Source organism: Corynebacterium jeddahense, assembly GCF_028609865.1.
Lineage (GTDB): Bacteria > Actinomycetota > Actinomycetes > Mycobacteriales > Mycobacteriaceae > Corynebacterium > Corynebacterium jeddahense.
The window spans coordinates 516451-541634 of record NZ_CP063194.1 but is presented as its reverse complement, the minus strand read 5'-3'; the positions used below and the strand labels follow the sequence as shown (position 1 = coordinate 541634).

Sequence of the window (25184 nt, the reverse complement as noted above, 5' to 3'; positions counted from 1 at the left end):
CGGACGGCATGACTACGCGCGCGATTCTCCCCGTCAAGATGTCGCTGACCGCAGGCGACTTCTACACGCTGTGGGCACCGAGCTGGAAGGAAAACGGTGCCCAGTGGCAGGCCTTCCTCGGCGACGACCAGACGGTCCTCGTCTTCAACTCCCCGGAGGAGCTGCTGGCATACCTCGACACCCACGCGGTCCACGACCTCTCCGACCACCCGCAGTGGGCTGAGTTCCAGGCGCAGGGCGACGACCGCGTCGTGCCCAGCGAGAAGCAGTACTACGACATCATCGGCGCGCCGGCCTACCTCGCCGACCGCCCGAGCCACGAGAACGTCTCGCGCCTCGCGCGAGTATTCCAGATCTCGCGCTCGCTTGCCGACGTCGCCTCCGCCGAGCACGCGCAGATCTTCTTCGCGTCCCACTCGATCCTGGGCAACGTCGCCCGCGGCGCCGACCACTACGCCGGCGAGAATGGTCTGTCCGAGTGGTCCGGCGTCGGCCGCGTCGTGCTCGCCAACTGGGAGGAAGTGGTCCACTCGCTGGATGACGCTGTGCGCGTCGTCGATACGCAGGAGCTCGACGCGGACCGCCTAGCCGCTGCCGGGACCGCGATCGCCGCGGCGCAGGAGTCGCGCGCGGCGGCGGACGAGCAGCGCCGCGCCGACGAGGAGGCGCGCGCGGCGGCCGAGGACCCCTACGACTCCTCCGTCTGGGGCCGCGCCGGCATCGACCCGGTGAAGGTCTCCATCCAGGGCCAGAGCGTGTACACGCTGCGCACCTACCTCGCCGGCTCCCCGGTGTTCCTGGGCAAGTACGGCGAGATTATGACCTTCCCCTCCACGAAGCACCTCGGCCGCTGGATCCTCGAGAACGACGACCACGACCTCGCGAGCGTGTCCACGTGGACCGACCTCATCAACGCGGCCAACGCCGGCGAGCTCAAGGTGGAGGTCCACCCGGACAACTCCTACTCGTTCAACGGCATCGCCGCCGACATCGCGAAGGGCCCCGACGCGGTGGACACGAAGCAGATGGCGAAGGCCTACGAGCTGCTCGCCGACGCCGCCGACTGGGCGGGCGACGATTCGCTCAACTCGCTGCTGCTGGCGAACCCGCGGATGCAGGACTACCTCGCGTACATGCTCGGCTCTACCGAGGCCGCCGGCTACGTGCCGTCCGCGCCGTTCACCGACAAGGCGGAGGCGTGGACGAAGATGGAAGACCAGCTGATCAAGCGCTTCTCCAAGTTCTAACGGGCTGGCTGCACGACGATGGACACCCCACCCGAACACGACCGCCTGCGCGAACAGCTCCACCACCTCATGGTGCTCATGCGCCACTTCGGGCCCACCCAGGAGGGCCGCGACGCCGCCTCCGGCCAGGGCCGCGTGCTCCGGCTGCTGCAGCTCAACAGCCCGGCGGCGCAGAAGGAGCTCGCCTACGTGCTGGGCATCCGCTCCCAGTCCCTCGCCGAGCTATTGGCGAAGATGGAGGACAAGGGGCTCGTCGAGCGCGCGCCGCACCCCGAGGACCGGCGCACGAGCATCGTTTCGCTTACCGACGCAGGACGTTCCGCCGCCGCCGCACTCGAAGAGGACCCCGAGCCCGAGGCCGACCCGTTCGCGGTACTCGACGACGCGGAGCGCGCGGAGCTGTCGCGGCTGCTGGGCAAGCTCATCGCAGGCGCGGAGTCACGCATGTCCCCGGACGACTTCCCGCCGCCGCCGCTGAAGTGGCCGCCGCCCCCGCCGCCCGGCGATCCATGGGGGCCGCCGCCGCTGAAGTGGCCGCCGCCCCCGCCACGCAGCGCCGGGCCGGGCCCGCGCCGACGTCCCTGACATGCCCCACATTCGTGCCACCTCTAGAATGCTGACCTATGTCAGTGGACCAGGTCGACCCCCTCATTAGCTCCATCTACTACTGGTTGGACATCTCCGGCGTCCTGCTCATGGGCATCATCGGCGGCACGCTCGCCCGCCAGCTCGGCTACGACATCGTCGGGTTCTTCTTCATCGCCATGCTCTCCGCCCTCGGCGGCGGCATGCTGCGCGACGTGCTGATCAATCAGGGCACCGTCGCCGCGATGAGCCAGCCGGAGTATCTCATCCTCGCCTTCGCCGGGGCGCTCATCGCGAGGTTCACCTACTTCAAGGGCCGCGCGTGGGAGTTCCTCCAGTCCCACGGCGACGCGCTCGTCTCCGCGCTGTGGGCGTCCACGGGCGCGGCGAAGGCCATCCAGCACGGGCTGCCGATCTTGCCGACCATCATGATGGGCGTGTTCACCGCGACCGGCGGCGGCATGATCCGCGACGTGGTCACCGGCCGCGAACCGGCCGTCTTCGGTGGCAACCAGCCCACCGTCATCCCGGCCGTGGCGTGCGCGGTGATCACGCTCATCGGCAACGCCACCGGCTACCTCGCCCTCGCCATGATCCTCGGGCCCGTTGTCAGCTTCGTCATGTTCCTCTTCGGCTACTACGGCAACTGGCGCATTTCCACCGACTCGGAGTTCGCGCCGGTAAACACCACCGTCAACGCGACGGCGACGCAGGTCGCGCACCTCGCGCGCAAGGCCGAGCACAAGTCCCGCGCCGTCGCCCGCGAGCTGGAGCCCACCCGGGTGCGCTCGTGGCGCCACCGGCAGATGGAAAAGGCACTGCAGCGCCGCATCGAGGCGGACATCAAGAAGGGCAAGCGCCCGGCCGACGCGCGCAGCGACGCGGACGAGTTCCTCACCGAGTTCACCACCCAGTTCCCCGCCATCGACGCGGACACGCTGGCCGCCGCGGGCGTCGCCCCGGCCACCGACGAGGGGATCCTCGACGGCATCGGCGTGGACTTCAGCGGCGATTCGTACGCCGACGACGCGGCGGCGCCGGATCCCGCGGAGACCGAGGCGATGCACGCGGACATGCTCGATATCATTCTCTCGGACGAGGCCCTGACCGACGAGCTCATCGAGCGGCTCGTCGCCCGGTACAACCAGAAAGGCTCCTAGATGAAGCGAGCGGGCATTGCCGCGGCGGTGGCGTCGATAAGCGTGGGCGTATGCGTGACGACGGTTGCGCAAGCGCAGGACGCCGAAGAAACGGCGACGACCACGACAACCCAGACCTCGGCGGCGCCGACGACCGGCTACTACGACGACGCGGGCAGCTGGGTGCCGCCGAGCCGCGGCCGCGCCCCGGACACTGACGCCTGCCCGCAGGCGACGTGGCCGCCGGAGCCGGTGTCCACCTCCGAGCGCTCCGCGAGCAGCCCGCTGCCCCTGCCCGTCACGTACGACGGGCCGTGCGGGGTGACCGCCGCCGACGGCTACAAGGTGCCCGATGGCGTGGTCGCCTCCGCGTGGCTCGTCGCCGACCTGGATTCCGGCGAGGTGGTGGCGATGAAGGACCCGCACGGGCGCTACCGCCCCGCCTCCATCATCAAAGTGCTGCTCGCGCTCACCGTCATCGACGAGCTGCCGCTCGACCAGAAGGTGCCGGTCTCGGCCGAGTCCGCGAACCAGGAGGGCTCCCGCGCCGGCATCGGCGAGGGCGGGGACTACACAGTCAAGGACCTCCTGCACGGTCTCATCCTCTCCTCCGGCAACGACTGCGCCCACGCGCTGGCCCAGGCGCTCGGAGGCGACGAGGTGACGCTGCTCAAGGTCAACGAGCTGGCAAAGAAGCTGGGCATGACCGATACCCGCGCCACCTCCTACTCCGGGCTGGACAGCCCCGGCATGTCCACCTCCGCGTGGGACATGGGGCTGGCGTACCGCGCCGCGTTTGCCAACCCCACCTTCGCCGACATCGCGGACACCGAGCACTACCCGTTCCCCGGCTTCGGCGAGGAGCCCGCCTTCGAGCTGTGGAACGACAACAAGCTCTACCTCAACGACCCGGACGGCATCGGCGGCAAGACCGGCTACACCGACGACGCGAACCACACCTTCGTCGGCGCCGTCAACCACGACGGCCGCCGGCTCGTGGCCGTTGTCCTGGACACCGCGGCCTACGACCACCGCGCGTGGGAGCAGGCGCAGATGCTGCTGCACGAGGCGTACGGGGTGCGAAGCTCCGTCGCCACGCTGGAGGCCGCCTCCGCGACCACGACGGCGCCGCTCACGACGGAGGCCGCCCCCTCCCCCACGCCCTCGGCTGGGGCGGGATCCGAATCCGGATCCGGGGAAGGGACGGCCTGGAAGTCCTGGTGGGCCTACCTCATCGTGGCGGGCGTGCTCGCGCTCGCCGCGGTGGTGGCCGCGCTCAGTCTCGGGACAGGAGCGAAGCGACGCCGACGCCGATAGCGCCGAGCGCCGCGCCCACGCCGAGCGCCTTGCCCGCGGTGTGGGACTCCTCGTTGGTGCGCAGCGCGCCGGAGCGCACGTTGATCACGGCAGGCTCCGGCACCTCCGCCGGCGCGAGCGCGAGGGATTCCTCGGTGGTGGCCGTCCACGCCGCGACGTAGAGCACGACGCGCCAGATGAGGTAGAGCACGACCATGAGGGTGATGATCGGCCCGAAGATCGCACCCGCCGGGTTGCCCGTCGCCGAAGAGATGACCAGGCCGGCGAACTGCTGTAGGACGGCGAAGATCACCGCGCCGAGGAGCGCGCCGAGCAGGCCCGACTTCACCGGCACCTTCGTGCGCGGCATGTACAGGTTCACCCAGAGCATGACAAGGAAGCTGGCGAGGACGCTCACGAGGAAGCCGACGAGCCACACGAGGAAGCGCGCGCCCGGGAAGTCGCCGATGCCGAGGTGCTCCATCGCGGTGCTGGTCCAGCTGGACACGCCGACGGCGGTGACGCCGAACGCGACGATGAACAAGACGATGAGCACGACGAGGCCAAGCAGGTCCCAGAGCTTCTTGGTGACGAAGTTGCCGCCCTCGTTCGGGTCCACCTTCCACATCGCGGACACGCCGACGCGCAGGTTGTTCATCCAGCTCAGGCCCGACCACAGCGTGGTGAGCAAACCGATGCCGGCGACGGTGCCGCGCTGGTCGATGGCCGCGTCGACGAGGTCGTTCATCATGTCCCCGAGGTCCCCGTCGAGGGATTTGGTGATCTGGTCCTGGATGTCCTGGATGAGGTCCGGGCGGGCGTTGAGGAAGAAGCCGAGGCCCGCGAACAGGAGCATGAGCAGCGGGAAGAGCGACAGCACCGAGAAGTAGGTGATGCCGGCGGCGAACTGGTTGCCGCCCTCCGCGCCGAAGCGGTCGTTCATGCGCAGCAGGTGCCCCGCCGCCGGGGACTTCTTCTCCACCTTGGCTTCGAAGCCGCCCGTCTGCTGTTTCGAGGCGCGCTCGATCCCATGTTCGTCGGTGTACGCCTTCCACGGCGCTGTCGAGGTTGCCATCGACGTCCCTTCTTACGTGTGTCGTTTACCGCATCACATCGTAGAGGAGGGCGCGCGGCGGCGGGAGCTACCTCCGGGGTGCCAGGAATCCGACCTTGTCGTAGACGTCCGCGAGCAGCTCCGAGGCGATGCCGCGGGCGCGCTCCGCGCCGCGGGCCAGGATAGATTCCAGCTCGCCGCGGTCGGACATGAGTTCGTCGTAGCGGGCGCGAAGCGGCGTCGTAAAGCTTTCGAGCGCATCCGCAGTGTCCACCTTGAGCGCGCCGTAACCCTGGCCCTCGTAGCCAGCGACGATGTCCGCGATCGGCTTGCCAGTGAGCGCGGACTGGATGACGAGGAGGTTGGACACGCCCGGCTTGTTCTCCTTGTCGAAGGCGATGACGCCGTCGTTGTCCGTCACCGCGGACTTGATGCGCTTGGCGGAGGCCTTCGGGTCGTCGAGCAGGTTGACGATGCCCTTCGGGTTCGCGCCCGACTTGGACATCTTCGACGTGGGATCCTGCAGGTCGTAGATCTTCGCCGAGCCCTCAACGATGAGCCCGTCCGGCACAGTGAACGTCGCGCCGTAGCGGGTGTTGAAGCGCTCCGCGAGGGTGCGGGTGAGTTCGAGGTGCTGGCGCTGGTCCTCGCCCACCGGCACGAGCTGCGGGGAGTAGAGGAGGATGTCGGCGGCCATGAGCATGGGGTACGTGAACAGGCCCACGGAGGTGCGGTCCTGGCCCTGCTTGGCGGACTTGTCCTTGAACTGCGTCATGCGGCTGGCCTCGCCGAAGCCGGTGAGGCACTGCAATACCCAGGTGAGCTCGGCGTGCTCCGGCACGTGCGACTGCACGAAGAGGGTGGAGCGCTCCGGGTCGATGCCGAGCGCGATGAGCTGCGCGCAGCCCGCGAGCGTGCGGTTGCGCAGGTCCTCCGGATTCTGGTCCACCGTGATCGCGTGGAGGTCCGGGATGAAGTAGAACGCCTCGTAGCCGTCCTGCAGATCGATCCACTGCTTCAGCGCCCCGAGGTAGTTGCCCAGGTGGTAGGAGTCGGCGGTGGGCTGGATTCCGGAAAGAACGCGTTGCTGTGACATGCCCGTAGTTTAACTTGCCTGATGTGATTCCCCTCAAGGAAGCTTGCCGTAGCTTTCAGTATTCTGAATGGCTGAACCACACAAACATCTGGTTCTTGGAGGGGGAAACTTGAGCAATAGGCCGGAAAAAGAGCAAACATATAAGAGGCAGGTTCTCCCCTGGGCAATTACTAGCGTATCGGTTCTTACCTCAATTGCCTATGCAGTCGCGCTATCTGCAAGCACTCCGGACGGCGCCAAGGCGGTCTTGGACTTTGCAAGCAAACTCTTGGGTCCGATTGGCGCCGCATTAATTGCCTGGGCCGGAGTGCATCACACCATTCGAGATACGCGTAGGCAAGACGATCTGAAGGTGCAGCAGGATCGATTAAAAGAGTGGTACGTAAATCTGCGCTGGGCAGCAGAACTGTGTTCGTCCAACACTCCCGCGTCAGTAGCAATAGGTGTGGCTACGCTGGATTCAATCGATGGTTTGCCTTTCCTAGGAGAACAGCAACAGGCTCTCATCGACCAGATACTGGAAGCCGTAGTGGAAGGCGACGGTGATTCACTACAATCAGGGGACGAAGAAGCTAATTTGAGTTCGCATGATCAAAAGGAGGCGCGACAATGACCACAATCTCCCCTAAGCCGAAGCGTCGCGCCAACTCTTCCTCGGTAAAGAGAGACCAAGGGAAGATCGCTGCTGCAAAGCTGATTATCAAGCGAAACGACGAAGGCAAGGGCAAGGTGGTAATCACCCAGCGGATTCGCGACCTCGCTGATTCATAGTCTCGTCCTACCGCTCCACCCACTCCGAGCGCAGGATGCCGTGGCGCGAGCACGCGGCCTCCCACGCCATCGGGGAAATCTTCACCACCATGCGCCGCCCGCACAGCGGGCAGATGCGGGGGGCGTCGTAGGGCCGCTCGGGGTTGAGCGGCCAGGGGACCTCGCCAGACAGGACGGCGTCGGCGAGGTTCGTGTTGTCGGGAATTTTCATCAGCCGAAAGCTACAGCGACTTGATCGTGTCGTAGAGCGCGCCGTGGCCGGAGTTGACCTTCTCGCCCACCGGCGTGATGTTCAGGTTCATGCCCGGCTTCGCGCCCTCCATGACCCGGTCCACGGCGTCGCGGTCCTTCTCCATCGGACGGCCGAACGTGGTCAGGTAGTTGCCGCCGATGATGGCGTTGGCTCCGCCGAGGAGGCCGGCCTCGGTACCGTCGTCGCCAAGCGCGAGCTCCGTGCCGCCCGCGAAGCGCAGCTGGGTGGACGGCATGGCCAAGCGGAACGCGGCGACGGCGCGCAGCGCCTCGCCCTGGGGCACGAGCGGGCGGTCCGCGAACGGGGTGCCCGGGCGCGGGTCGAGGAAGTTCATCGGCACCTCGTGCGGTTCGACCTCGGCGAGCTGAGCCGCGAATTCGGCGCGCTGCTCCAGCGTTTCGCCCAGGCCGATGATGCCGCCGCAGCAGGTCTCCATCCCCTCGGCGCGGACGTTTTCCAGGGTGTCCTTGCGCTCCTGCCAGGTGTGGGTGGTTACCACGTTGGGGAAGAAGGACTCGGCGGTTTCGAAGTTGTGGTTGTAGCGCTTCACGCCCATCTGTGCGAGCTGGTGCGCCTGCTCGCGGGTGAGGATCCCGAGGGAGGCGGAGATGGAGATGTCCACCTCGTCGTGGATCGCGGTGACGGCCTCGGCAACCTGGCCCAGCAGCTCCGGGGACGGGCCCTTCACGGCCGCGACGATGCAGAACTCGGACGCGCCCATCTTCTCGGACTGCTTCGCAGCCTCCACGAGCTCAGCGATGTCCAGCGTCACCGCGCGTACCGGGGACTCGAACAGGCCGGACTGCGAGCAGAAGTGGCAGTCCTCGGGGCAGCCGCCGGTCTTCAGCGAGATGATGCCCTCGAGCGACACATCAACACCGCAGTGCTTGATGCGCACCTGGTGGGCGAGGTCGAGTAGCTCCTGGAGGCGGTCGTCCTCAATTTCCAGGACCCGAAGGATTTCCTCCTGGGCCAGCCCGATGCCCTGATCAAGGGCCTTTTCGCGGGCGATGTCGAGGATGTCGCGGGAATCGGTTGGCACTGTCATGGTTACTCCTGAACGCCGTTTAACAACAGGGAATGTGTCGCAGTGTAGCGCCCCGGTTGAACGGTGTTCAGCAATTGGTCCAAGTGCTACGCTCGTAGCATGACTGCACGCATCCCCCACCGCGAACTCCGCAACTCAAGCGGGAAGATCCTTCACGCCGTCGCCGACGGAGAGAACTTCATCGTGACAAACCGGGGGCAGGAGATGGCATTGATCACCCAGGTCCCTTCGGACCAATCCGAAGCTCGAGGCCTTCGTCTCCGGCCCGCCACACGTGCCCTCAACATGGATGTGGACACGCTCGTTGAAAGCTCGATGCCCACCTCAGAGATGCTCGAAGGCCTGCGGGACGACTAATGGGGACCTGGTATCTGGATACTTCCGCAGCAGCCAAGCTAATTGTCAAGGAGCGGGAATCGTCCGCGCTGATTCTGGCCATCCAAACTGATCAACCTCGGTTGGTGTCATCTGTTCTGCTTGAGACCGAGCTGCGCAGAGCCGCGTTGCGTAATCCGGCGGTCAAACAAGGCGACGTCACAACTTTCCTGACGAGCCTGGACATCTACGAGATTGACGCCACCGTCTACCGACAAGCAGGTCTCCTTCCCGGCGCACATCTGAGATCCCTTGACGCGATCCACCTTGCTTGCGCGCTACTCTTGGACGCTTCCGCCGTAATTACCTACGACAAGCGCATGCTGGAAGCCGCCACTGAGGTAGGCATCGAAGCACTCTCCCCCGGAATTTAGCGGTACTCCACCAGAAGCGGCGAGTGGTCCGACCAGCGCTGTTCCACCGTCGGCGCCTTGTCCACCCACGTGCGTTGCGCCCGCTCCATCATGTTCGCGGTCGCAGCCTGCACGTCGATTCGCCAGCCCGCGTTGTTGTTGAAGGCCTGTCCGCGGAACGTCCACCACGTGTACGGGGCGTCGTCCGGCTGCAGCCTTCGCGCCACGTCGAACCACTGCGGAGAGCAGTTTGCTTGCCGACGACCTCCGGCCGCATACTCCACTGCCCCAGCCCACCCCTCGGCCGATTTCAGGTCCAGGTCCTGGGCCTCGTCGTCCGGGAAGCACCCGAACACCGCGTCCATGAACGCGCGCTCGTGCGGCAGGAACCCGGATTTCTTGTGGTTCGTCTTCCAGTTCTTCAGGTCCTCGCGGCGGTGGCAGATGTTCCAGTCCCCGCCGATGACCATGTCGGGGTACTCCCCCGCCCACTGTTCTAAGAGCGGTTCGAATTCGTCCAGAAAGCGGTACTTCTCGTCCTGTTTCGCTGTGCCCGCCGAGCCGGATGGGAGGTAGAGGGAGGCGACCCGGGTGCCGTCGTCAAGCGTGCCGGCGATGAAGCGTCCGCTGTTTTCGAATTGGGGGATGCCGGAGGTGACGTCGTGAAGCGGGGTGCGCGAGAGGATGCCGACGCCGGCGCGGCCCTTTGCGGCGGCGGGGGCGACCTCGAGGTGCCAGCCGCGCTCGAGGGCGAGCGCGAGCGCCGCGGTCGCCTCCTTTTCGGTGGCGCGGACTTCCTGCATCAACACCACGTCGGCAGGGGTTTCGGCGAGCCATGCAAGCATGCCCATGTTGTCTTCGTTGCGCACTTTGGTGGCTGCGCGGATGCCGTTGACGTTGACCGACGCGATGGTGAGTGTCATGCGTTTGCACCATACCGGGGGAGGCGACGCGGTACGCTTGGGGGCTGAACTCTGAACGCATACTTAGAGGAGACCTATGTCTACGATCATCTGGACCCGCACCGACGAAGCGCCGCTGCTTGCGACGTACTCCCTGAAGCCGATCGTCGAGGCGTTCGCGTCGCGCGCCGGTATCGATGTCGACACCGCCGACATTTCGCTCGCTGGCCGCATCCTCGCGCAGTTCCCGGAGCGCCTGGGCGATAAGAAGGTCGACGACGCGCTGACCCAGCTGGGTGAGCTGGCGAAGACGCCGGAAGCGAACATCATCAAGCTGCCGAACATCTCCGCCTCCCTGGTCCAGCTGAAGAAGGCCATCGCCGAGCTGCAGGCGGCCGGCTTCGACATCCCGGATTACGAGGATGCGCAGGAGAAGTACGACGCGGTGAAGGGCTCCGCCGTGAACCCGGTGCTGCGCGAGGGCAACTCCGACCGCCGCGCGCCGGAGGCCGTGAAGAACTACACGAAGAAGCACCCGCACTCCATGGGCGAGTGGTCCTCCGACTCCAAGACCAACGTTGCCACCATGGACGCGGGCGACTTCCGCCACAACGAGAAGTCCGTGATCATGCCCGCCGCGGACACGCTGACGATCAAGCTCGTCACCGCTGACGGCTCCGAGCAGGTGCTCAAGGACGGTCTGAAGGTGGAGCAGGGCGAGGTCATCGACGGCACGTTCATGTCCGCGAAGGCACTCGACGAGTTCCTTTTGGACACCGTGCAGAAGGCCAAGGAGGAGGGCGTGCTCTTCTCCGCGCACCTGAAGGCGACCATGATGAAGGTCTCCGACCCGATCATCTTCGGCCACGTCGTGCGCGCCTACTTCAAGCCGGTCTTTGACAAGTACGGCTCCGAGCTGCTTGCGGCCGGCCTGAACGGCGAGAACGGCCTCGGCGCCATCCTCGACGGCCTGTCCGAGCTGGACAACGGCGAGGAGATCCGCGCCGCATTCGAGCAGCAGCTTAACGACGGCCCGGCGCTTGCCATGGTCAACTCCTCGCGCGGGATCACCAACCTGCACGTGCCGTCCGACGTGATCATCGACGCCTCCATGCCGGCCATGATCCGCACCTCCGGCCACATGTGGAACGCGGACGACCAGGAGCAGGACACCCTGGCTGTGATCCCGGATTCTTCCTACGCCGGCGTGTACCAGACCGTGATCGACGACTGCCGCGCAAACGGCGCCTTCGACCCCACCACGATGGGCACTGTGCCGAACGTGGGCCTGATGGCGAAGAAGGCTGAGGAGTACGGCTCTCACGACAAGACCTTCAAGGTCCCGGCCGACGGCACCGTCCAGGTTGTGAACTCCGCGGGCGATGTGCTGATCGAGCACCAGGTTGAGGAAGGCGACATCTGGCGCGCATGCCAGACCAAGGACGCCCCGATCCAGGACTGGGTCAAGCTCGCCGTCGAGCGCGCCCGCCTGTCCGGCATGAAGGCCATCTTCTGGCTCGACCCGGAGCGCGGCCACGACCGCAACATGATCGAGCTGGTGAAGAAGTACCTGGCCGACCACGACACCGACGGCCTTGACATCGAGATCAAGTCCCCGGTCGAGGCCACCAAGGAGTCCGTCGAGCGCATCCGTCGCGGCGAGGACACCATTTCCGTCACCGGCAACGTGCTGCGTGACTACAACACCGACCTCTTCCCCATCCTCGAGCTGGGCACCAGCGCGAAGATGCTCTCCGTCGTGCCGCTGATGGCCGGCGGTGGCCTGTTCGAGACCGGTGCCGGCGGCTCCGCCCCGAAGCACGTCCAGCAGGTTGAGGAGGAGAACCACCTGCGCTGGGATTCCCTGGGTGAGTACCTCGCGCTTGCCGAGTCCTTCCGCCACGAGCTCAACCGCAACGGCAACGCCAAGGCTGGCGTGCTGGCTTCCGCTCTGGACCAGGCCACCGAGAAGCTCCTGGAGGAGGGCAAGTCCCCATCCCGCAAGGTCGGCGAGATCGATGACCGCGGCTCCCACTTCTGGCTCTCCCTGTACTGGGCAGAGGCGCTGGCAGCCCAGACCGAGGACTCCGAGCTGGCTGAGGTCTTCGGCCCGATCGCGAAGGATCTGCGCGACAACGCCGAGCAGATCGACCGCGAGCTTCTCGACGCCCAGGGTGGCGCCGCCGACCTCGGCGGCTACTACTGGCCGGACGAGGAAAAGACCTCCGCGGTCATGCGCCCGTCCGCAACCTTCAACAAGATCATCGACGAACTGGAGAAGTAGCTCGCTGATCTGAGATCGGCCGATGTCGGGGGTTCGCGCCCCGGCACCGGCCGTTTTTGTTGCACTGTAGTTCGCCCGCGCGGCTATCTCGCCTCGGGGTGAAAGGAGTAATCCCCGGTCCAGGGGTTATGAATTTGGACTTCGTAGCCGATTCCCTGCTCAGCGGCGCCGTCAAGGAGCGCCTGCAGCTCCTTCGCATTGAAGTAGCTCTTGCTCAACACGAGCCCAGCCACAATGAATGCGATAAAAGCACGAGTGCAATCACGTTCACGGCTGTGGTGCGGTTCATAGTGGGTCCTTTCCAGTGTGGGTGGTGCGCTAGCGCTTCCTGCACTGAAATTTGTAGCCGCCAGCTGCCTGGGCTTCATAGGCGTCGGTGGTGCCATCCACCCCTCCGCTGTCACGCGAATCTACCTCGGGATAGCCGGAGGCCCGTCCGCATTCGTCGATGAGCTTCATCTTTTCCTGGTGATTGAAGTACGTCGCAGTAGAAATCAACGCACCGGCAACCAACGAGGCAATCGTAACTCCAGCGCCCCAGACGATGGGAGCAACGTTGGCAGTTGCCTATGCTTCAGCATCGCGTAGCTGCACCGGGTCGTAGCCATTGGCCACGAGAATCTCATCCACCTCGCTTTCGCTCAATGCATTGAGCTGAGCCCGCACATTCTCAAACACGCCATTGTCAAGGTCCACTTCCGGGAACGCTCGCGGTTGTGGTGCGTCTTATCTTCTCAGGTTTCCGCGTTTGTCAGCGCTCGTTGAACCAGACTTCTGCCCAAGCCAAGGTTGTGTCCCTTAGTTTGGTGTGACGCTTGCTGATGGTGGGCCCTGGGAAATGCAGGGGCGGCCACCGTCAGCAAGCGTTACACCACACTAAGGGACGCAACCGTATTTAGTGACACTGTGCCGTCAGGATCACTCCCCGTTAGAGCACTCACTCAGCATACTGAAGTAGGCTATTTTCCTTCTACGACTAAGTTCCCTAATCGTAGAGTAGATGGCTTCACCAATGTGCTCGATTTCTTCGTGGGTAGATGCGGCCATAAAAGAGATCTTGACTCTATTTAGGTTTAGCACTTCTGGATTTACGGGAGTACCGAAATCATCGATCCATTGACGTTCTAGATCAAATTCATCTACCGCAAGTGCGGTAGACTCTACGGTCGGTTCACCCACTAAGGGGATTTTAGATCGTATCGCCTTGACGACCTGCTCTGCAGCATATTCCAAATCGTGGTCTGTCGCATAGAGGAAGACCTCTTCAGTCAGAGACATATATGAGCGTTTAGTCACCACGGACTCATCCTAGCTGGCGCCAGATATGGAATAGCGCCTCAGATCCTCTCCAAAAATACCTACCCTAGAGGGCCTGGGTTGAGCACTCCCCCTATAGCTCCCCGGGTCTTTCGCTACCCAAAACTTCTTTAAAGCAAGTTCTTCTCCACCCACTGCCTCACGGCAGGGGAACCGTATATTGCTTACGGTGTGAGACCCCTACAGATCAGGCCACTCGTCTGCTTCCTTGAGTGCGGCAACGTGTCGCGCGACCGTAGCCCGGGAGAACCCTGTCTCCGTCTGAATCTCTCTCCACGTTGGCAAGCGTCCAGTCTCGATCCAATACTCGTTTACGAATTGGCCAACCTTCTGGCGGTTACTCGTTCCCTGGACTTTCTTTTTTCGGTGGGTCTTCTTCATCGTGGCACGCTGGGCTTGGGCGTATTCCCCGTTTGGATCGGTTGTCCATCGTTCTGCGGCTTTCTTTCCGCCTTTGCGGCCCATTGTGGCGAGGGCTTTGCGTTCTGAGCTTGTCGCGCGTCCCGGGGCGGATGTACTTGTGTATGAGCCGCTCTTGGACTGCGTGACGTAGCCGCGCACGCGGCGGGCCATTGTTTGGCGGTCGCGCATCGGCGGCATTTCGTCGTCACGCCCATCAGCTCCGAAGCGTTGTGCGGTGTTGTAGGCCTGTTCGTAGGCGTCGATGATCGCAGCGTCGGTCATGCGCTGTCCTGCTGCACGGGTCAAGTCCTAGTTAGTGGTGTATCTGCCCTTTCGATCTGAGGCGGTTTCAGTGAAAATACGGAAACGAAAGCAAGGAATGCAAAAGCGAAGACTAGCCCCGCAAGCAGTGGATATCCGATCATGGTCACTAAGATGCCAGACAGGGTAGAGCTTACGCCCGCTGCAATATTTATGGTCAGATCCAGTCTGCCCTGGAGCGCCATGCGCTGGTCCGTGTCATCAATCTTAGAGGCAAGGGTGGAGGAGATTATCATACCTACCGACCAAAACACTCCGATTCCAAAGAGACCCACAGTAAACAGGATAAAAGAGCTATGCAGAAAAACTAAGAGAAAAATCGAGATTAGAAAGGCGGTTGCTCCCCACGAAATCGTCTTAATGAGTCCGAACCGATTAAGGCTAGAACTCACAAAAGGTCCGATGGCATACATGCCGAGTAGGTGAGCTGTCATCACGATTCCAGATTTAGACGGACCAAAAACTCTATCAGTGTAAATGGGTGCCATTGTCATCAGGCTAATCATTGATGCATGGGCAATGATGCCGGTGGCGAATATAAAAACATAGGATTGCTTCCATATGAGACGTCCTGATTCTAAAGAGGCAGTCGAGCGTGGGGTCCCCGATGTGTAGCTTTGACGCCTCTCAAAAGATAGGGCCAGCAGTCCAACAATGAAGGTTAGAGCAGACCCGACGAATGCCCATTCCATCGGTGATTCGACGTTTAGAGAGATGAGGCCATATATATTTGGACCTATTACAGAGCCTATCGCGGAGCCAAAAAGTACTATGCCAACTGCAGATGCGGCCTGTTGATTTTGCCCGATTTTCTCAGTGGCTGTAAAGCGAGAAATAAGTGCGCTTACCGTGCCACCGCCAAGGAGAAATAGTCCAACGAAGAGAAGCCATCCGCTGGAGCCTTTAGTAGAGATGGCAAAGTGTGCAACGAGAGATCCCAGTGCAGCCACACCAATAGTGCATCGTAGTGCAAACAGCCTATCCTTGAGGATGCTGATTCTCGTTGCCGTTATGGTAATAAATGTGGCACCTAAGATGGTGCTTGTCTGGGCTAGTCCCCCTAATGATTCCTTGCCTGTAACCTCAACGGCTGCAAGTGCGGCGATAGTAAGATTTAGTCCCACCGCGGCGGATACGCAGATTTGGGTGGCAACTATCGGCCAGATTAACCCAAGGGTGCTTTTCGTCGAACTTTTCGGAAGTTTGATCAAGGCAGTTTGATTTCTTCATAGTAGAAGGGGGCTTCATCTCCCCTTACAAACCATGCTTTATAGCGCTCTGGCTCTTGAAAAACAATAGCCTCATACTCCGTTACGATGGAGCCATCTAGACGGACGATCGCTGTGCCATGCCAAGGGGAAATCACAGTTTTGGCATCGCGCATAATGGGAGAGTACTGATCTGGCTTAGGGTGCACTGTTCCACGGATAGCATCTGGGAATGCGGTCATTACCAGGTCGAGTCTACGCATAATGGTCAGAAGCACGGTGTATTCGAACGCGGCGTGCTCTGCTCTCTTGAGAAGGGCCTTTTCTGCGCGAATGAAGAAACTATCTAGGTCAACATTCTTGTAAGACCCACTCTTGTACATCTCAATCAGAGCTACAGTTATGGGAGTGGTTTCAACCCCCTGGCGAAGGGCGGCAATTAGATCTTGCCTGGCGGGAAGGTCGTGATCATTCCACTGACTCGAAACGAGCTCTCTTACTTCTACTTCGATCGCAGCGGCTTCATTCTTTCGTTCTTGGTAGATGGGCCACATATCGGTAGTTCGCAGAGAATTTTCTGCTTCAAGTGCTGAAATCTGCCGGTTTAGGTTCTCCTCGTAGGGGACAGCTTCATTGTGGGCGTACCCGTAGAAAGGTCGATAAATTGTTCCGTCAAGAATGAGTGTAAACAGTAGTCCTGGTGGATACACTTCTCTCACGGCATCTGAAATATCTAAGAGATAGAGAAGAGCATACATTTCGAGGGTGTCAGGAAGTTTGTGTGTGAGGCTCTGATTGAGAAGGAGTTTCACCGATAATGACTACGGTGTCACCGAAGAAGAACCATGACCCGGCGAGGGTCAACGAGATCAGCGAGAAGCTGATGGAAAATCCTGAGCTCGCCAGTTTGATCAGTGAACTGTCGACCTCGGCTGATGATGCAAGCGAGCTGGTCAAAGGCTTGCTGCAGGCATCGATCAACGCTGGTTTGCAGGCGGAGATGGATGCGCATTTGGGTTACGGCCATTCCGACCGCAAGGCGAAAGCCCAGGTGGAAACCGGGCGGGGCAGCAATCACCGCAACGGGTCGTACACCAAGACCGTCGATTCTGGCTACGGCCCGGTGGAAGTGACTGTGCCCAGGGATCGTGCCGGCACGTTTACTCCCCGGATGGTGCCGAAAGGTGCACGCCGACTCACAGAGCTCGACGACATGATCGTCTCGCTGTACGCCGGCGGGATGACCGTGCGCGATATTCAGCACCATTTAGCGACCACCCTTGGGGTGGATATGAGCCCGGATACGATCAGCACCATTACCGATGCGGTCTTGGAAGAGGTCATGATCTGGCAGAACCGTCAGCTCGATGAGTTTTACCCGGTGATCTTCCTCGACGCGCTGCGCGTGAAGATCCGTGATGGCCACCGCGTGGTCAACAAGGCTTGCTACATGGCGGTTGGTGTCGACATGGACGGCATCAAGCACATCCTGGGATTGTGGATCGCGGACAATGAAGGCGCTGCATTCTGGGCATCGGTGTGCGCGGATCTGGCCAACCGCGGTGTCCAGGACGTGTTCATCGTGTGCTGCGACGGACTCAAAGGCTTGCCGGAAGCTGTCGAGGCAACCTGGCCGAATTCGATGGTGCAGACCTGCATTGTGCACCTGATTCGGGCTGCGAACCGGTGGGTGTCGTATCAGGACCGCAAGGGAGTTTCCCGTGCGCTGCGTGAGGTCTACACGGCCGCCAACGAAGACACCGCACGTGCCAGCCTGGATGCGTTCGAGACCAGTGAACTCGGCCGGAAATACCCGCAGTCGGTCAAAGTTTGGCGTGATGCGTGGGAGCGGTTCGTGCCGTTTCTGCAGTTCCCGCCGGCGGCACGACGGGTGCTCTACACCACGAATTCGATCGAGTCGCTCAATGCTGAATTGCGTAAAGCTACCCGTAACCGGGGCCAATTCCCGAACGATACTGCGGCGCTGAAAACGCTGTGGCTGATGATCTGCAACATCGAAGACAAGCGCGCCGCCCAGCGAGCGAGGAAAGCGAAGCGCGAGATTGAATGCAACGGCTATATTGAAGGAGCGAAAGCCACCGGGTGGAAACAAGCCATCAACCAACTAGCCGTGGCTTACCCCGACCGATTCGCGGACTACTTGTAAACCAAACCCCCGCGCACAAAGAATCGGACACTCTCTACATTTCACCTAAGTCGGGAGCTACTCGCTTATGAGCTGCAGGATTATGTGGGCGACCCGCAAATGAAGGGATGACAATTTCTATAGGGACCCCGTTGGTTACTGCAGTTTCGATTTTGGCACGGTTCGTCACTCCATCATGGAGAAGGTTGCCTTTCGGTCCTTTTAGAAACCTTTCGTGCTCCATGATAATAATGATGTCGTCGACAATATTTCCTGAAAGACTGCTTCTTACATCCGAAAGGACAGCTGCCTTTCGGGAGTAGTTCTCCTTGAATTTCTCAGTGTCGAATGTTTCGAGCACGGCCGAGTCGGGTCGGGTCTCTCAGTCGCTTCGATGCACTTCCAGGGGTCCGTAAGCCAATTGGTGGGAGTGAAAGAAATATGAAAGAACTCTTCAGAGAGTTTCACATTTGAGAAGTTTGACTTATCCATTAGGTAGCCTCCCGCAAAATGGAGTTGTGGTGTGAGTTTTGCTTGGTATTGGGGCCGTATGCTAGTCTGCAGTCGCCTCAGTCGGTCGTCGACCCCCCTGGATCTGTAGGATTGTGCCAGTTTTCTTTGGGTTGGAGAGTTTTAGTGCCAGATCCAATTGCTGAGAGTGTCCGATTATTTGTGTGCGGGGGCTTGGTTTACAAGTAGTCCGCTAATCGGTCGGGGTAAGCCACGGCTAGTTGGTTGATGGCTTGTTTCCACCCGGTGGCTTTCGCTCCTTCAATATAGCCGTTGCATTCAATGTCGCGCTTCGCTTTCCTCGCGCGCTGGGCGGCGCGCTTGTCTTCGATGTTGCAGATCATCAGCCACAGCGTTTTCAGCGCCGCAGTATCGTTCGGGAATTGGCCCCGGTTACGGGTAGCTTTACGCAATTCAGCATTGAGCGACTCGATTGAATTGGTGGTGTAGAGCGCCCGGCGTGCCGCCGGCGGGAACTGCAGAAACGGCACGAACCGCTCCCACGCATCACGCCAAACTTTGACCGACTGCGGGTATTTACGGCCTAGTTCACTGGCCTCGAAAGCAACCAGGCTGGCTCGCGCGGTGTCTTCGTTGGCGGCCGTGTAGACCTCACGCAGCGCACGGGAGACAGATTTGCGGTCCTGATACGACACCCACCGGTTCGCAGCCCGAATCAGGTGCACAATACAGGTCTGCACCATCGAATTCGGCCAGGTTGCCTCCACGGCTTCTGGCAGGCCTTTGAGCCCGTCGCAGCAGACAATGAACACGTCCTGGACGCCACGGTTGGCCAGATCCGCGCACACCGATGCCCAGAATGCAGCACCTTCATTTTCCGCGATCCACAATCCCAGGATGTGCTTGATGCCGTCGATGTCCACACCGACAGCCATATATCAGGCCTTGTTGACCACGCGGTGGCCATCACGGATCTTGACTCGGAGTGCGTCGAGGAAGATCACCGGGTAAAACTCGTCGAGCTGACGGTTCTGCCAGATCATGACCTCTTCCAAGACCGCATCGGTAATGGTGCTGATCGTATCCGGGCTCATATCCACCCCAAGGGTGGTCGCTAAATGGTGCTGAATATCGCGCACGGTCATCCCACCGGCGTAGAGCGAGACGATCATGTCGTCGAGTTCTGTGAGCCGGTGAGCAGACAACCTCCCCTGCGTTGCGCAGGGCGATGACGAGACCGTTCATGGTGACCTGGATCGTCTTGAGTACGAGGAAGGTCTCGCCACCGGCGTTAGCCGGCTGGGAAACGCTGTGCCCGACCGAGACAACCACGTTGATCAGCCCAGTCTCGCCTTCCATTCCCAAACGCCACCCCTCCCGTAGTCGCTAGGTGCTGCCTACGCGTCACCAAACGACTGCGCATCCGACAAGTACAGGGGTGACGCTCGATCCCAGCTATTTGTTTCCGCTACATCAGAGCTCCACTACCTCATCTGAATTATTTGAAATAAACGCAGAATGGGTGGCTACGACGACTACTGCGCCTTCCTGAGCAAAATGGCGTAGATGTTTAAGAACGAGTTGCGCATTTGCTTTATCGAGGGCTCCGGTTGGCTCATCTGCTAACACTATTTTCGGCTGCGCGAGAATGAGTCGTGCCAAAGCGATGCGTTGTTGCTCACCACCAGAAAGTTCGCTCACCGTTCGCTTCTCGGATCCGCCAAGTCCGACTTCATTCAGCGCCGACTCCATTGTTTCGCGGGAGACGCGGGGAACAGCGATCTTGATGTTCTCGATCACAGAAAGATCGGAGACCAAACCGTAGTCCTGAAACAGATACCCGACGTTTGCTCGCCGAAATTTGCGACGTGCGCGCGAATTCATAGATGCAATGTCGAGCCCCTCGAACTCGATCGTCCCCGAATCCGGCGTAGTCAGCCCACCTAACATATTGAGCAAGGTTGTTTTGCCGCTGCCGGAGGGCCCCGTAAGCGCCGTGATTCGACCTGCCCTAAACGTGGCTGTGAAAGCTTGCAAAATCGTCCGCTCGCCAAATGCGCAGGATACTTCGTTTACCTGAATTGTCATTGCGGTTCCGCATCTCCTCTAGCATCCCACTGCGACGCAGCTTTGTGCATCAACCCCACAGAAACCACGAACCATACTGCGCCGAAACCTACTACTGCGAAAATGGTGGATGGTGTCCATTGATTTTCAAACCCGATACTCCAAGTTGACGGTACGCGGCTCTCGGCTTGAATCCAATGATCGCGAACCTTATAGAGCAGCCAGCCAATCATGGCTAGGAAAAATGCAACTTCGAAAGCTACTGCTTCTTTTGCAACCCACCAAGGGCTTCGCCCACAAACATAGGCAACGTGAATTTTGCGCCGGTAAGTAAGACGAAAAGTCAGGATAGTGGCTCCGACCAAGACCGTCACAAGCAGGACTGATGCAAAACCATTTAGCCCCCACAGAGCCACATTCTGCTCGGCGGTGCGAATGCTCGCCTGCCATGAGTCTTCACGCGGCCTAGAAAAAGCAAGTGTGTTCCCGGTGGCACCCTTCAACATTTTCGAAGGCACATCAGGGGAGGCAGTGAGAAGGACTTGCTGGGCTACCTTTGACATCAAGTTGTGGTCCCCCAACGGAGCGAGGCCACGCGGAAGGATGACGAGAATCGGGTTCTCTACTTGCGGACGGTACTCAACATCGTAAGTGAATACCGAGCCCAAGCTACAGCTTTCGCGCCACTCTATCTCGGGTGCTGGTTCATTGGTGTAGCCAGCCTCGAACTCGAGCGATTCCTCGATCACGTTTCTCGAGTGCACAGACAACTCCCCCGGTGAGCAGACCGTCACAACAGCACCTTCCAACATCGACATTCCCGCCTGTAGCGCGAATTCCTGGTTCACCAATAGAACTGGTGCCTCTAATTCCACGGGCCATGTAATCCAATAAGGATCAACGAGGAGTACGTCTCCCGCCTCGTCAGCAACCCGGAACGGCACTGCAGTCTCTGTATCTGACCAATCTTCGAAGGCGGTGTTGACGTTTAGCGCCAACTCTTGCGGCCCACGGTGCATATCCCACGCCCCCTGCAAGCGGTGACGCGCCTCAAGTTCCGCCGTAAACCCGACCAGGGTTGCAACCACGCTGAGCGCAGCAACCAGGGTCACGCCGCGGACGACGGTCAGGGAATAGAGAATTGGCCGCGCGTGGATCTTGCCCTTGATGGATTGAGGTATCGATGTCCTGCGAACCAGAAACTGCCCACCCAGGTAACCAACGAGCAAACACACTGACAGAATCACGCTGATCGTGAAATAAATTCTCCAAAATACCCAGCTCTCCGCCCACCCGTTGTAGGCGTAAAGAAGGCCAGCAACAAGCAGTGGGACTCCGAGGTAGGCGATCGTAAGCGCGAATCTTTGGCGCTGAATTTCAATACAGGTCGTTTCTGCGACGCTGAGCCCTAGTAGTCGATGAACACCGACCTCCCGCGAGCGGGCAAGGACATGGCCCGCGCCTAGTACCAGACACAGGAGCACAGATAAGATCAGCAGAATGGGAATTGTCGAAGATGCAAAGATTTCGGAGAAGTAACGGGTAAGAGGCACCCCGTCGAGCCCCTGTTCGGCTAACCACCGCAGCAAGTGCTGCTCGTCCGTCGCAGACCCTTTGATATGGAGAGGTTGCCTCGGATCAGGGTATGGAAAGTCTTCCAGCGGATAAAATATGTCAACTTCCCCGCGTTCAAAGCGCGGCCGTTCCATCCGACCGCCGTCAGGCGGAAGCGAGGATGAGTAGACTCGCTGCTCACCACCAGAGACAGCGAGCGACGAGTAGTTAATCGCGATATCGAAGTCATTACTTCGCGCAAAGTCGGCCAGCTCGGAATAGAAACTCGCGCGCTCCGAAGCGGTGCGATCTGATTCCACCTGTACCCCGTACTCACCCAGGTGACCATCGATCGTTGAGTAGAGACTCGCGCCGAGGAAAGCCACGGTAGTGGCCAGAATAGCCGTGGCGAATATCCCCACGGCTAATAGGCCTGATTTCAGAAGAGACATGCTCTAGCAATGGCGGTAGAAGGACTCATTGCCAATTCCCTTGCGCGGAGCAGTGGCGCGTGACCACACGTTCTTGTTCACACAGCCGCTATCTGACCGAAACTTCCCAACAGCTGTAGAGCCATGCGGGACGCCGTTGTGAAAGTAGTGGGACCACACTGTGGAAGAATCACTGCCATAATCCCAGGTTCCTCCGTCAATGCTGACAATCGTCGCCCCAGCAACACCCGTGCCGGCAAGGGTCAACGCACCCGCCAAAACTGCACCAGTGATGCGGTTTCGATTTTGAATTTTCATGGTTCCTCCCTTCGGTAGGTATTCAGAAGCGGAGGTACTTCCGCCGTGATCCAATTATCAAATTCGAATTTGTGTGATACAAGTAGGAAAACCTACCTTTGTGATTTGCAACCCTACCCAATCTCTACATCTTGCCAAGTTTGGGTTCCCAGGCACGGTGCAGCGACGGCTGCTCACGCATCTGTACCGCTTCGACGAGCCTTCATCTACCTGAGCACGTCGGCGCCCTCACGGCTGCGCGGGACCAGGCCACCGAGAAGCTGCTGGAGGAGGGCAAGTCCCCGTCCCGCAAGGTCGGCGAGATCGACGACCGCGGCTCCCACTTCTGGCTCTCCCTCTACTGGGCAGAGGCACTCGCCGCCCAGACCGAGGATTCTGAGCTGGCTTCCACCTTCGAGCCGATCGCGGCCGAGCTGCGCGAGAACGCCGAGCAGATCGACCGCGAGCTTCTCGACGCCCAAGGTGAGCCCGCCGACCTCGGCGGCTACTACTGGCCGGACGACGCCAAGGCCAACGCCGTCATGCGCCCGTCCGAGACCTTCAACCGCATCATCGACGGCCTGAAGTAACCCTCAAGGTTGACCGTCCGGGCCGCCGGCTCGGACGCCGGTCCTGGTAGCGTACCTGGGCCGTCGCCTTTGAATGACCGGCTGGCCCGGGGTTTCATCCCCCGACCAGCCGGTTTTCGTTCAGCCCGGTCTCCTCCTCCACGCCCAAAATGGTCACTCCGCTTGCGGTGGCCGGGCCGAGTAGTTTTCTTGCTTCGTAACCGGTAAAGGGCGCCAGAACGGCCCTTAAATCCCTCCAAAAACTCTCTTACCTGCAGGAACGTTTTCTTGCCTGTTTCTTGCTTGTGGCCCGGTTTTAGGGGGATACTTGAGGCATGTCGCCACTCAACTCCACGCCGGAGCCTCAACTCATCGCTAGGATCCAACGATTCGTCGATTTGCCTGCGGAACTCCCCTGGTTGGAGTTTAAGGAAAACAGCGCAACGACCGGCCCGGAAATCGCCAAGTATGTCTGCGCGTTAGGCAACTCAGCACGTCTTCATGATGAACCAGCTGGCTACCTGATCTGGGGTGTAAGTGATACGCATGAATTCGTAGGTACTTCGTTCCAATGGGAGATAGTGAAAGGGAAAGGCAACGAAGATCTTTTTCCCTGGCTGCAGCGTGTAATTTCCCCCACGCCGACGATCTCCTTCGAGTCGGTCACAATCGAAGGCAAAACCGTGGTTCTTCTCCGGATTCCGGCTGCCTTCTCGGCCCCTTACGCCTACGACGGAGCCCGTTACTTCCGACAGGGCAGTTACACCAAAAACCTAATGGACTTTCCAGATCGCGAGCGCGAGTTGTGGAGAAAGCTCAACCAATTCGAGTTTGAAACCAGCAACGCCGCGGACGGTCTCGAGCCCGAAGAGATCACCGCGCTTCTCTCTTCTGAGGCATTCTTTACCAACCGGCCGGAACTGCCACGCAATGTTGGCAATGCCCTCATCGACACGATGCGAGCAGCGGAAGCGATCACATATTCTCACGAATTGGGCTGGTGTATTCCAGCCTGGTCTGCGCTGATGTACGCGCGCTCGCTCAACGACTTCCCACACCTCGCCGGTTTGGCCCCACGAGTGATGCTCTTCGGTGACACATCAAGGACTCAACTGCAACGAGAGTGGGAGTTTGACGAGGGATACGCCACGTCGTTTAGCCAGATCGTGACGTTGGTGAATACGTTGAGACCCGGTGGAGAGACTATCGATCCAAACGGCCGCCGAATTGAAACCCCGCTGCTACCTACGGTTGCATTTCGCGAGGTATTCGCGAATGCGCTCATGCACCAAGACCTGGAACAACGCGGTCAATACTTGACCGTTGAGCTTTTCAGCGACCGCGTCGAAGTGACCAATCCTGGTACACCGCTGGTCAATCCCCAGCGTTTTATTGACTCGGCTTCTACAACTCGTAATGCACACCTCGGCGAAGCGCTTCGTCTCGCACACTTCGTAGAGCAACGTGGAAGCGGCTGGGACAAAATCGTTGCTTCGCTGGAGGCAGAGCATTTTCCACCGGCACTTGTTCGCACAAACGGCACAACAACCGTAACGCTGAGTGCCTACCGGCCCTTCAACCTAATGACTACGGATGAAAAGATCGAAGCCGTCTACCAGCATGCCTGTCTTGGATTTCTGGATAATCGCGCCGTTACCAACACATCGATACGAAATCGCTTCGGACTCAGGGATTCGCAGGCTTCCCAGGCGACCCGACTTATTAACGCCACTGTGGACAGAGGCCTCATCCGGCTCTACGATCCGGATGCCGGAGCGCGCAACCGCCGCTACGTCCCTTTCTGGGCCGAATAGTTTTCTTGCTTCGTAACCGGAAAAGGGTGCCAGAACGGCCCTAAAATTGCTCAAATAACTCTCTTAACTGCAGAAACGTTTTCTTGACTGTTTCTTGCTTATGACAGGGTTGAGGGATCCCCCCGAACCCTGTCATGCGCCCGCTCGAGACCTTCAAGCCAAAAACGGCCGGCTGCGGGTTTTC

Annotated in this window: 25 protein-coding genes and 2 pseudogenes; 12 read left to right on the top strand and 15 right to left on the bottom strand. The window is 60.5% G+C overall.

The genetic code is table 11. The annotated features are described in order from the left end of the window. The first annotated feature begins 8 nt into the window (after positions 1–8). Genes CJEDD_RS02670 through CJEDD_RS02655 form a run of 4 tightly spaced genes read left to right on the top strand, consistent with a single transcriptional unit; the run spans position 9 to position 4288 of the window. Complete coding sequence (locus CJEDD_RS02670) at positions 9–1247, top strand: hypothetical protein (RefSeq protein ID WP_042410426.1); 1239 nt, start codon at positions 9–11, stop codon at positions 1245–1247. Positions 1248–1265: 18 nt separating this feature from the next. After that, on the top strand, positions 1266–1832 hold the full coding sequence (locus CJEDD_RS02665; protein WP_273657600.1) for a MarR family winged helix-turn-helix transcriptional regulator: 567 nt from the start codon (positions 1266–1268) through the stop codon (positions 1830–1832). 38 nt (positions 1833–1870) lie between these two features. After that, entirely contained in the window at positions 1871–2992 is a 1122-nt protein-coding gene (locus CJEDD_RS02660) for a trimeric intracellular cation channel family protein (protein ID WP_198133000.1), read from the top strand. Further along, the gene (locus CJEDD_RS02655; protein WP_052333813.1) at positions 2993–4288 is read left to right on the top strand and encodes a D-alanyl-D-alanine carboxypeptidase family protein; all 1296 of its coding nucleotides are present in this window, start codon (positions 2993–2995) and stop codon (positions 4286–4288) included. On the opposite strand, the gene CJEDD_RS02650 is transcribed toward CJEDD_RS02655, so the two are convergent. Together CJEDD_RS02650 and trpS are read right to left on the bottom strand one after the other, a co-directional pair. Beyond that, on the bottom strand, positions 4248–5342 hold the full coding sequence (locus CJEDD_RS02650) for a YhjD/YihY/BrkB family envelope integrity protein (RefSeq protein WP_042407679.1): 1095 nt from the start codon (positions 5340–5342) through the stop codon (positions 4248–4250). The genes CJEDD_RS02655 and CJEDD_RS02650 overlap by 41 nt on opposite strands. 67 nt (positions 5343–5409) lie before the next feature. Next, positions 5410–6417: a tryptophan--tRNA ligase gene (trpS, locus tag CJEDD_RS02645; RefSeq protein ID WP_042407681.1), complete on the bottom strand. Its 1008-nt coding sequence runs from the start codon at positions 6415–6417 to the stop codon at positions 5410–5412. 67 nt (positions 6418–6484) lie between these two features. Between trpS and CJEDD_RS02640 the strand changes: the two genes are divergently transcribed. After that, positions 6485–7030, top strand: coding sequence for a hypothetical protein (locus tag CJEDD_RS02640; protein ID WP_157034483.1), 546 nt, complete (start codon positions 6485–6487; stop codon positions 7028–7030). Then, positions 7027–7188 carry a hypothetical protein gene (locus tag CJEDD_RS02635; protein ID WP_232297718.1) on the top strand — a complete coding sequence of 54 codons (162 nt, stop codon included), beginning with the start codon at positions 7027–7029 and terminating at the stop codon, positions 7186–7188. Before CJEDD_RS02640 ends, CJEDD_RS02635 begins: the two co-directional genes overlap by 4 nt. A 7-nt stretch (positions 7189–7195) precedes the next feature. On the opposite strand, the gene bsaP is transcribed toward CJEDD_RS02635, so the two are convergent. Together bsaP and bioB are read right to left on the bottom strand one after the other, a co-directional pair. Beyond that, positions 7196–7399, bottom strand: coding sequence for a biotin synthase auxiliary protein BsaP (gene bsaP, locus CJEDD_RS02630; RefSeq protein WP_042407683.1), 204 nt, complete (start codon positions 7397–7399; stop codon positions 7196–7198). Positions 7400–7409: 10 nt separating this feature from the next. Next, entirely contained in the window at positions 7410–8489 is a 1080-nt protein-coding gene (gene bioB, locus CJEDD_RS02625) for a biotin synthase BioB (RefSeq protein WP_042407685.1), read from the bottom strand. A 99-nt stretch (positions 8490–8588) separates the two neighbouring features. Here bioB and CJEDD_RS02620 point away from each other — a divergent pair, with 99 nt between their 5' ends. Both CJEDD_RS02620 and CJEDD_RS02615 read left to right on the top strand, forming a co-directional pair. After that, positions 8589–8846, top strand: a complete 258-nt coding sequence (locus CJEDD_RS02620; RefSeq protein WP_042407686.1) for a type II toxin-antitoxin system Phd/YefM family antitoxin — start codon at positions 8589–8591, stop codon at positions 8844–8846. Continuing rightward, a complete protein-coding gene (locus tag CJEDD_RS02615; protein WP_042407687.1) occupies positions 8846–9238 on the top strand; it encodes a type II toxin-antitoxin system VapC family toxin in 393 nt (130 codons plus the stop codon). The genes CJEDD_RS02620 and CJEDD_RS02615 overlap by 1 nt, the downstream gene beginning before the upstream one ends. On the opposite strand, the gene CJEDD_RS02610 is transcribed toward CJEDD_RS02615, so the two are convergent. Next, a complete protein-coding gene (locus tag CJEDD_RS02610; RefSeq protein WP_042407690.1) occupies positions 9235–10140 on the bottom strand; it encodes an exodeoxyribonuclease III in 906 nt (301 codons plus the stop codon). The genes CJEDD_RS02615 and CJEDD_RS02610 overlap by 4 nt on opposite strands. 76 nt (positions 10141–10216) lie before the next feature. Between CJEDD_RS02610 and CJEDD_RS02605 the strand changes: the two genes are divergently transcribed. After that, positions 10217–12403, top strand: coding sequence for an NADP-dependent isocitrate dehydrogenase (locus CJEDD_RS02605; RefSeq protein WP_042407694.1), 2187 nt, complete (start codon positions 10217–10219; stop codon positions 12401–12403). 318 nt (positions 12404–12721) lie between these two features. Here CJEDD_RS02605 and CJEDD_RS02600 read toward each other — a convergent pair whose 3' ends face one another. The 6 genes from CJEDD_RS02600 to CJEDD_RS02575 all read right to left on the bottom strand — a co-directional run bounded on the left by CJEDD_RS02600 (position 12722) and on the right by CJEDD_RS02575 (position 16463). Beyond that, positions 12722–12916, bottom strand: coding sequence for a hypothetical protein (locus tag CJEDD_RS02600; RefSeq protein ID WP_157034484.1), 195 nt, complete (start codon positions 12914–12916; stop codon positions 12722–12724). A gap of 54 nt (positions 12917–12970) precedes the next feature. Next, entirely contained in the window at positions 12971–13099 is a 129-nt protein-coding gene (locus tag CJEDD_RS02595; protein WP_269745001.1) for a hypothetical protein, read from the bottom strand. A gap of 222 nt (positions 13100–13321) precedes the next feature. Then, positions 13322–13699, bottom strand: coding sequence for a hypothetical protein (locus CJEDD_RS02590; protein WP_198133002.1), 378 nt, complete (start codon positions 13697–13699; stop codon positions 13322–13324). Positions 13700–13900: 201 nt separating this feature from the next. Continuing rightward, the gene (locus CJEDD_RS02585; RefSeq protein WP_232297719.1) at positions 13901–14404 is read right to left on the bottom strand and encodes a LexA family transcriptional regulator; all 504 of its coding nucleotides are present in this window, start codon (positions 14402–14404) and stop codon (positions 13901–13903) included. Positions 14405–14424: 20 nt separating this feature from the next. After that, positions 14425–15654, bottom strand: a complete 1230-nt coding sequence (locus tag CJEDD_RS02580; RefSeq protein WP_074432532.1) for an MFS transporter — start codon at positions 15652–15654, stop codon at positions 14425–14427. Then, positions 15651–16463: an L-tyrosine/L-tryptophan isonitrile synthase family protein gene (locus CJEDD_RS02575; RefSeq protein ID WP_273657598.1), complete on the bottom strand. Its 813-nt coding sequence runs from the start codon at positions 16461–16463 to the stop codon at positions 15651–15653. Before CJEDD_RS02575 ends, CJEDD_RS02580 begins: the two co-directional genes overlap by 4 nt. 5 nt (positions 16464–16468) lie before the next feature. Here CJEDD_RS02575 and CJEDD_RS02570 point away from each other — a divergent pair, with 5 nt between their 5' ends. After that, positions 16469–17818, top strand: a complete 1350-nt coding sequence (locus CJEDD_RS02570) for an IS256 family transposase (protein ID WP_273657485.1) — start codon at positions 16469–16471, stop codon at positions 17816–17818. Between the two features lie 668 nt (positions 17819–18486). Here the strand turns inward: CJEDD_RS02570 and CJEDD_RS02565 are convergent. The 4 genes and pseudogenes from CJEDD_RS02565 to CJEDD_RS02550 form a co-directional block, all read right to left on the bottom strand. Beyond that, positions 18487–19467: pseudogene (locus CJEDD_RS02565) on the bottom strand (IS256 family transposase); the annotation flags it as partial. A gap of 274 nt (positions 19468–19741) precedes the next feature. Beyond that, complete coding sequence (gene ccmA, locus CJEDD_RS02560) at positions 19742–20356, bottom strand: heme ABC exporter ATP-binding protein CcmA (protein ID WP_074432516.1); 615 nt, start codon at positions 20354–20356, stop codon at positions 19742–19744. Next, complete coding sequence (locus tag CJEDD_RS02555; protein WP_198132990.1) at positions 20353–22275, bottom strand: hypothetical protein; 1923 nt, start codon at positions 22273–22275, stop codon at positions 20353–20355. The genes ccmA and CJEDD_RS02555 overlap by 4 nt, the downstream gene beginning before the upstream one ends. A gap of 69 nt (positions 22276–22344) precedes the next feature. Next, positions 22345–22638, bottom strand: coding sequence for a lactococcin 972 family bacteriocin (locus tag CJEDD_RS02550; protein ID WP_074432517.1), 294 nt, complete (start codon positions 22636–22638; stop codon positions 22345–22347). A gap of 227 nt (positions 22639–22865) precedes the next feature. Between CJEDD_RS02550 and CJEDD_RS02545 the strand changes: the two are divergent. Both CJEDD_RS02545 and CJEDD_RS02540 read left to right on the top strand, forming a co-directional pair. Next, positions 22866–23207 (top strand): annotated as a pseudogene (locus CJEDD_RS02545) (NADP-dependent isocitrate dehydrogenase); the annotation flags it as partial. Between the two features lie 314 nt (positions 23208–23521). Further along, positions 23522–25000: an RNA-binding domain-containing protein gene (locus tag CJEDD_RS02540; protein ID WP_074432518.1), complete on the top strand. Its 1479-nt coding sequence runs from the start codon at positions 23522–23524 to the stop codon at positions 24998–25000. Positions 25001–25184: the final 184 nt, after the last annotated feature.

Coding starts and splice junctions, on each gene's coding strand:
- CJEDD_RS02670 (WP_042410426.1), top strand. CDS start 9: ATGACTACGCGCGCGATTCTCCCCGTCAAGATGTCGCTGACCGCAGGC.
- CJEDD_RS02665 (WP_273657600.1), top strand. CDS start 1,266: ATGGACACCCCACCCGAACACGACCGCCTGCGCGAACAGCTCCACCAC.
- CJEDD_RS02660 (WP_198133000.1), top strand. CDS start 1,871: ATGTCAGTGGACCAGGTCGACCCCCTCATTAGCTCCATCTACTACTGG.
- CJEDD_RS02655 (WP_052333813.1), top strand. CDS start 2,993: ATGAAGCGAGCGGGCATTGCCGCGGCGGTGGCGTCGATAAGCGTGGGC.
- CJEDD_RS02650 (WP_042407679.1), bottom strand. CDS start 5,342: ATGGCAACCTCGACAGCGCCGTGGAAGGCGTACACCGACGAACATGGG.
- trpS (WP_042407681.1), bottom strand. CDS start 6,417: ATGTCACAGCAACGCGTTCTTTCCGGAATCCAGCCCACCGCCGACTCC.
- CJEDD_RS02640 (WP_157034483.1), top strand. CDS start 6,485: ATGGCTGAACCACACAAACATCTGGTTCTTGGAGGGGGAAACTTGAGC.
- CJEDD_RS02635 (WP_232297718.1), top strand. CDS start 7,027: ATGACCACAATCTCCCCTAAGCCGAAGCGTCGCGCCAACTCTTCCTCG.
- bsaP (WP_042407683.1), bottom strand. CDS start 7,399: ATGAAAATTCCCGACAACACGAACCTCGCCGACGCCGTCCTGTCTGGC.
- bioB (WP_042407685.1), bottom strand. CDS start 8,489: ATGACAGTGCCAACCGATTCCCGCGACATCCTCGACATCGCCCGCGAA.
- CJEDD_RS02620 (WP_042407686.1), top strand. CDS start 8,589: ATGACTGCACGCATCCCCCACCGCGAACTCCGCAACTCAAGCGGGAAG.
- CJEDD_RS02615 (WP_042407687.1), top strand. CDS start 8,846: ATGGGGACCTGGTATCTGGATACTTCCGCAGCAGCCAAGCTAATTGTC.
- CJEDD_RS02610 (WP_042407690.1), bottom strand. CDS start 10,140: ATGACACTCACCATCGCGTCGGTCAACGTCAACGGCATCCGCGCAGCC.
- CJEDD_RS02605 (WP_042407694.1), top strand. CDS start 10,217: ATGTCTACGATCATCTGGACCCGCACCGACGAAGCGCCGCTGCTTGCG.
- CJEDD_RS02585 (WP_232297719.1), bottom strand. CDS start 14,404: ATGACCGACGCTGCGATCATCGACGCCTACGAACAGGCCTACAACACC.
- CJEDD_RS02570 (WP_273657485.1), top strand. CDS start 16,469: ATGACTACGGTGTCACCGAAGAAGAACCATGACCCGGCGAGGGTCAAC.
- ccmA (WP_074432516.1), bottom strand. CDS start 20,356: ATGACAATTCAGGTAAACGAAGTATCCTGCGCATTTGGCGAGCGGACG.
- CJEDD_RS02550 (WP_074432517.1), bottom strand. CDS start 22,638: ATGAAAATTCAAAATCGAAACCGCATCACTGGTGCAGTTTTGGCGGGT.
- CJEDD_RS02540 (WP_074432518.1), top strand. CDS start 23,522: ATGTCGCCACTCAACTCCACGCCGGAGCCTCAACTCATCGCTAGGATC.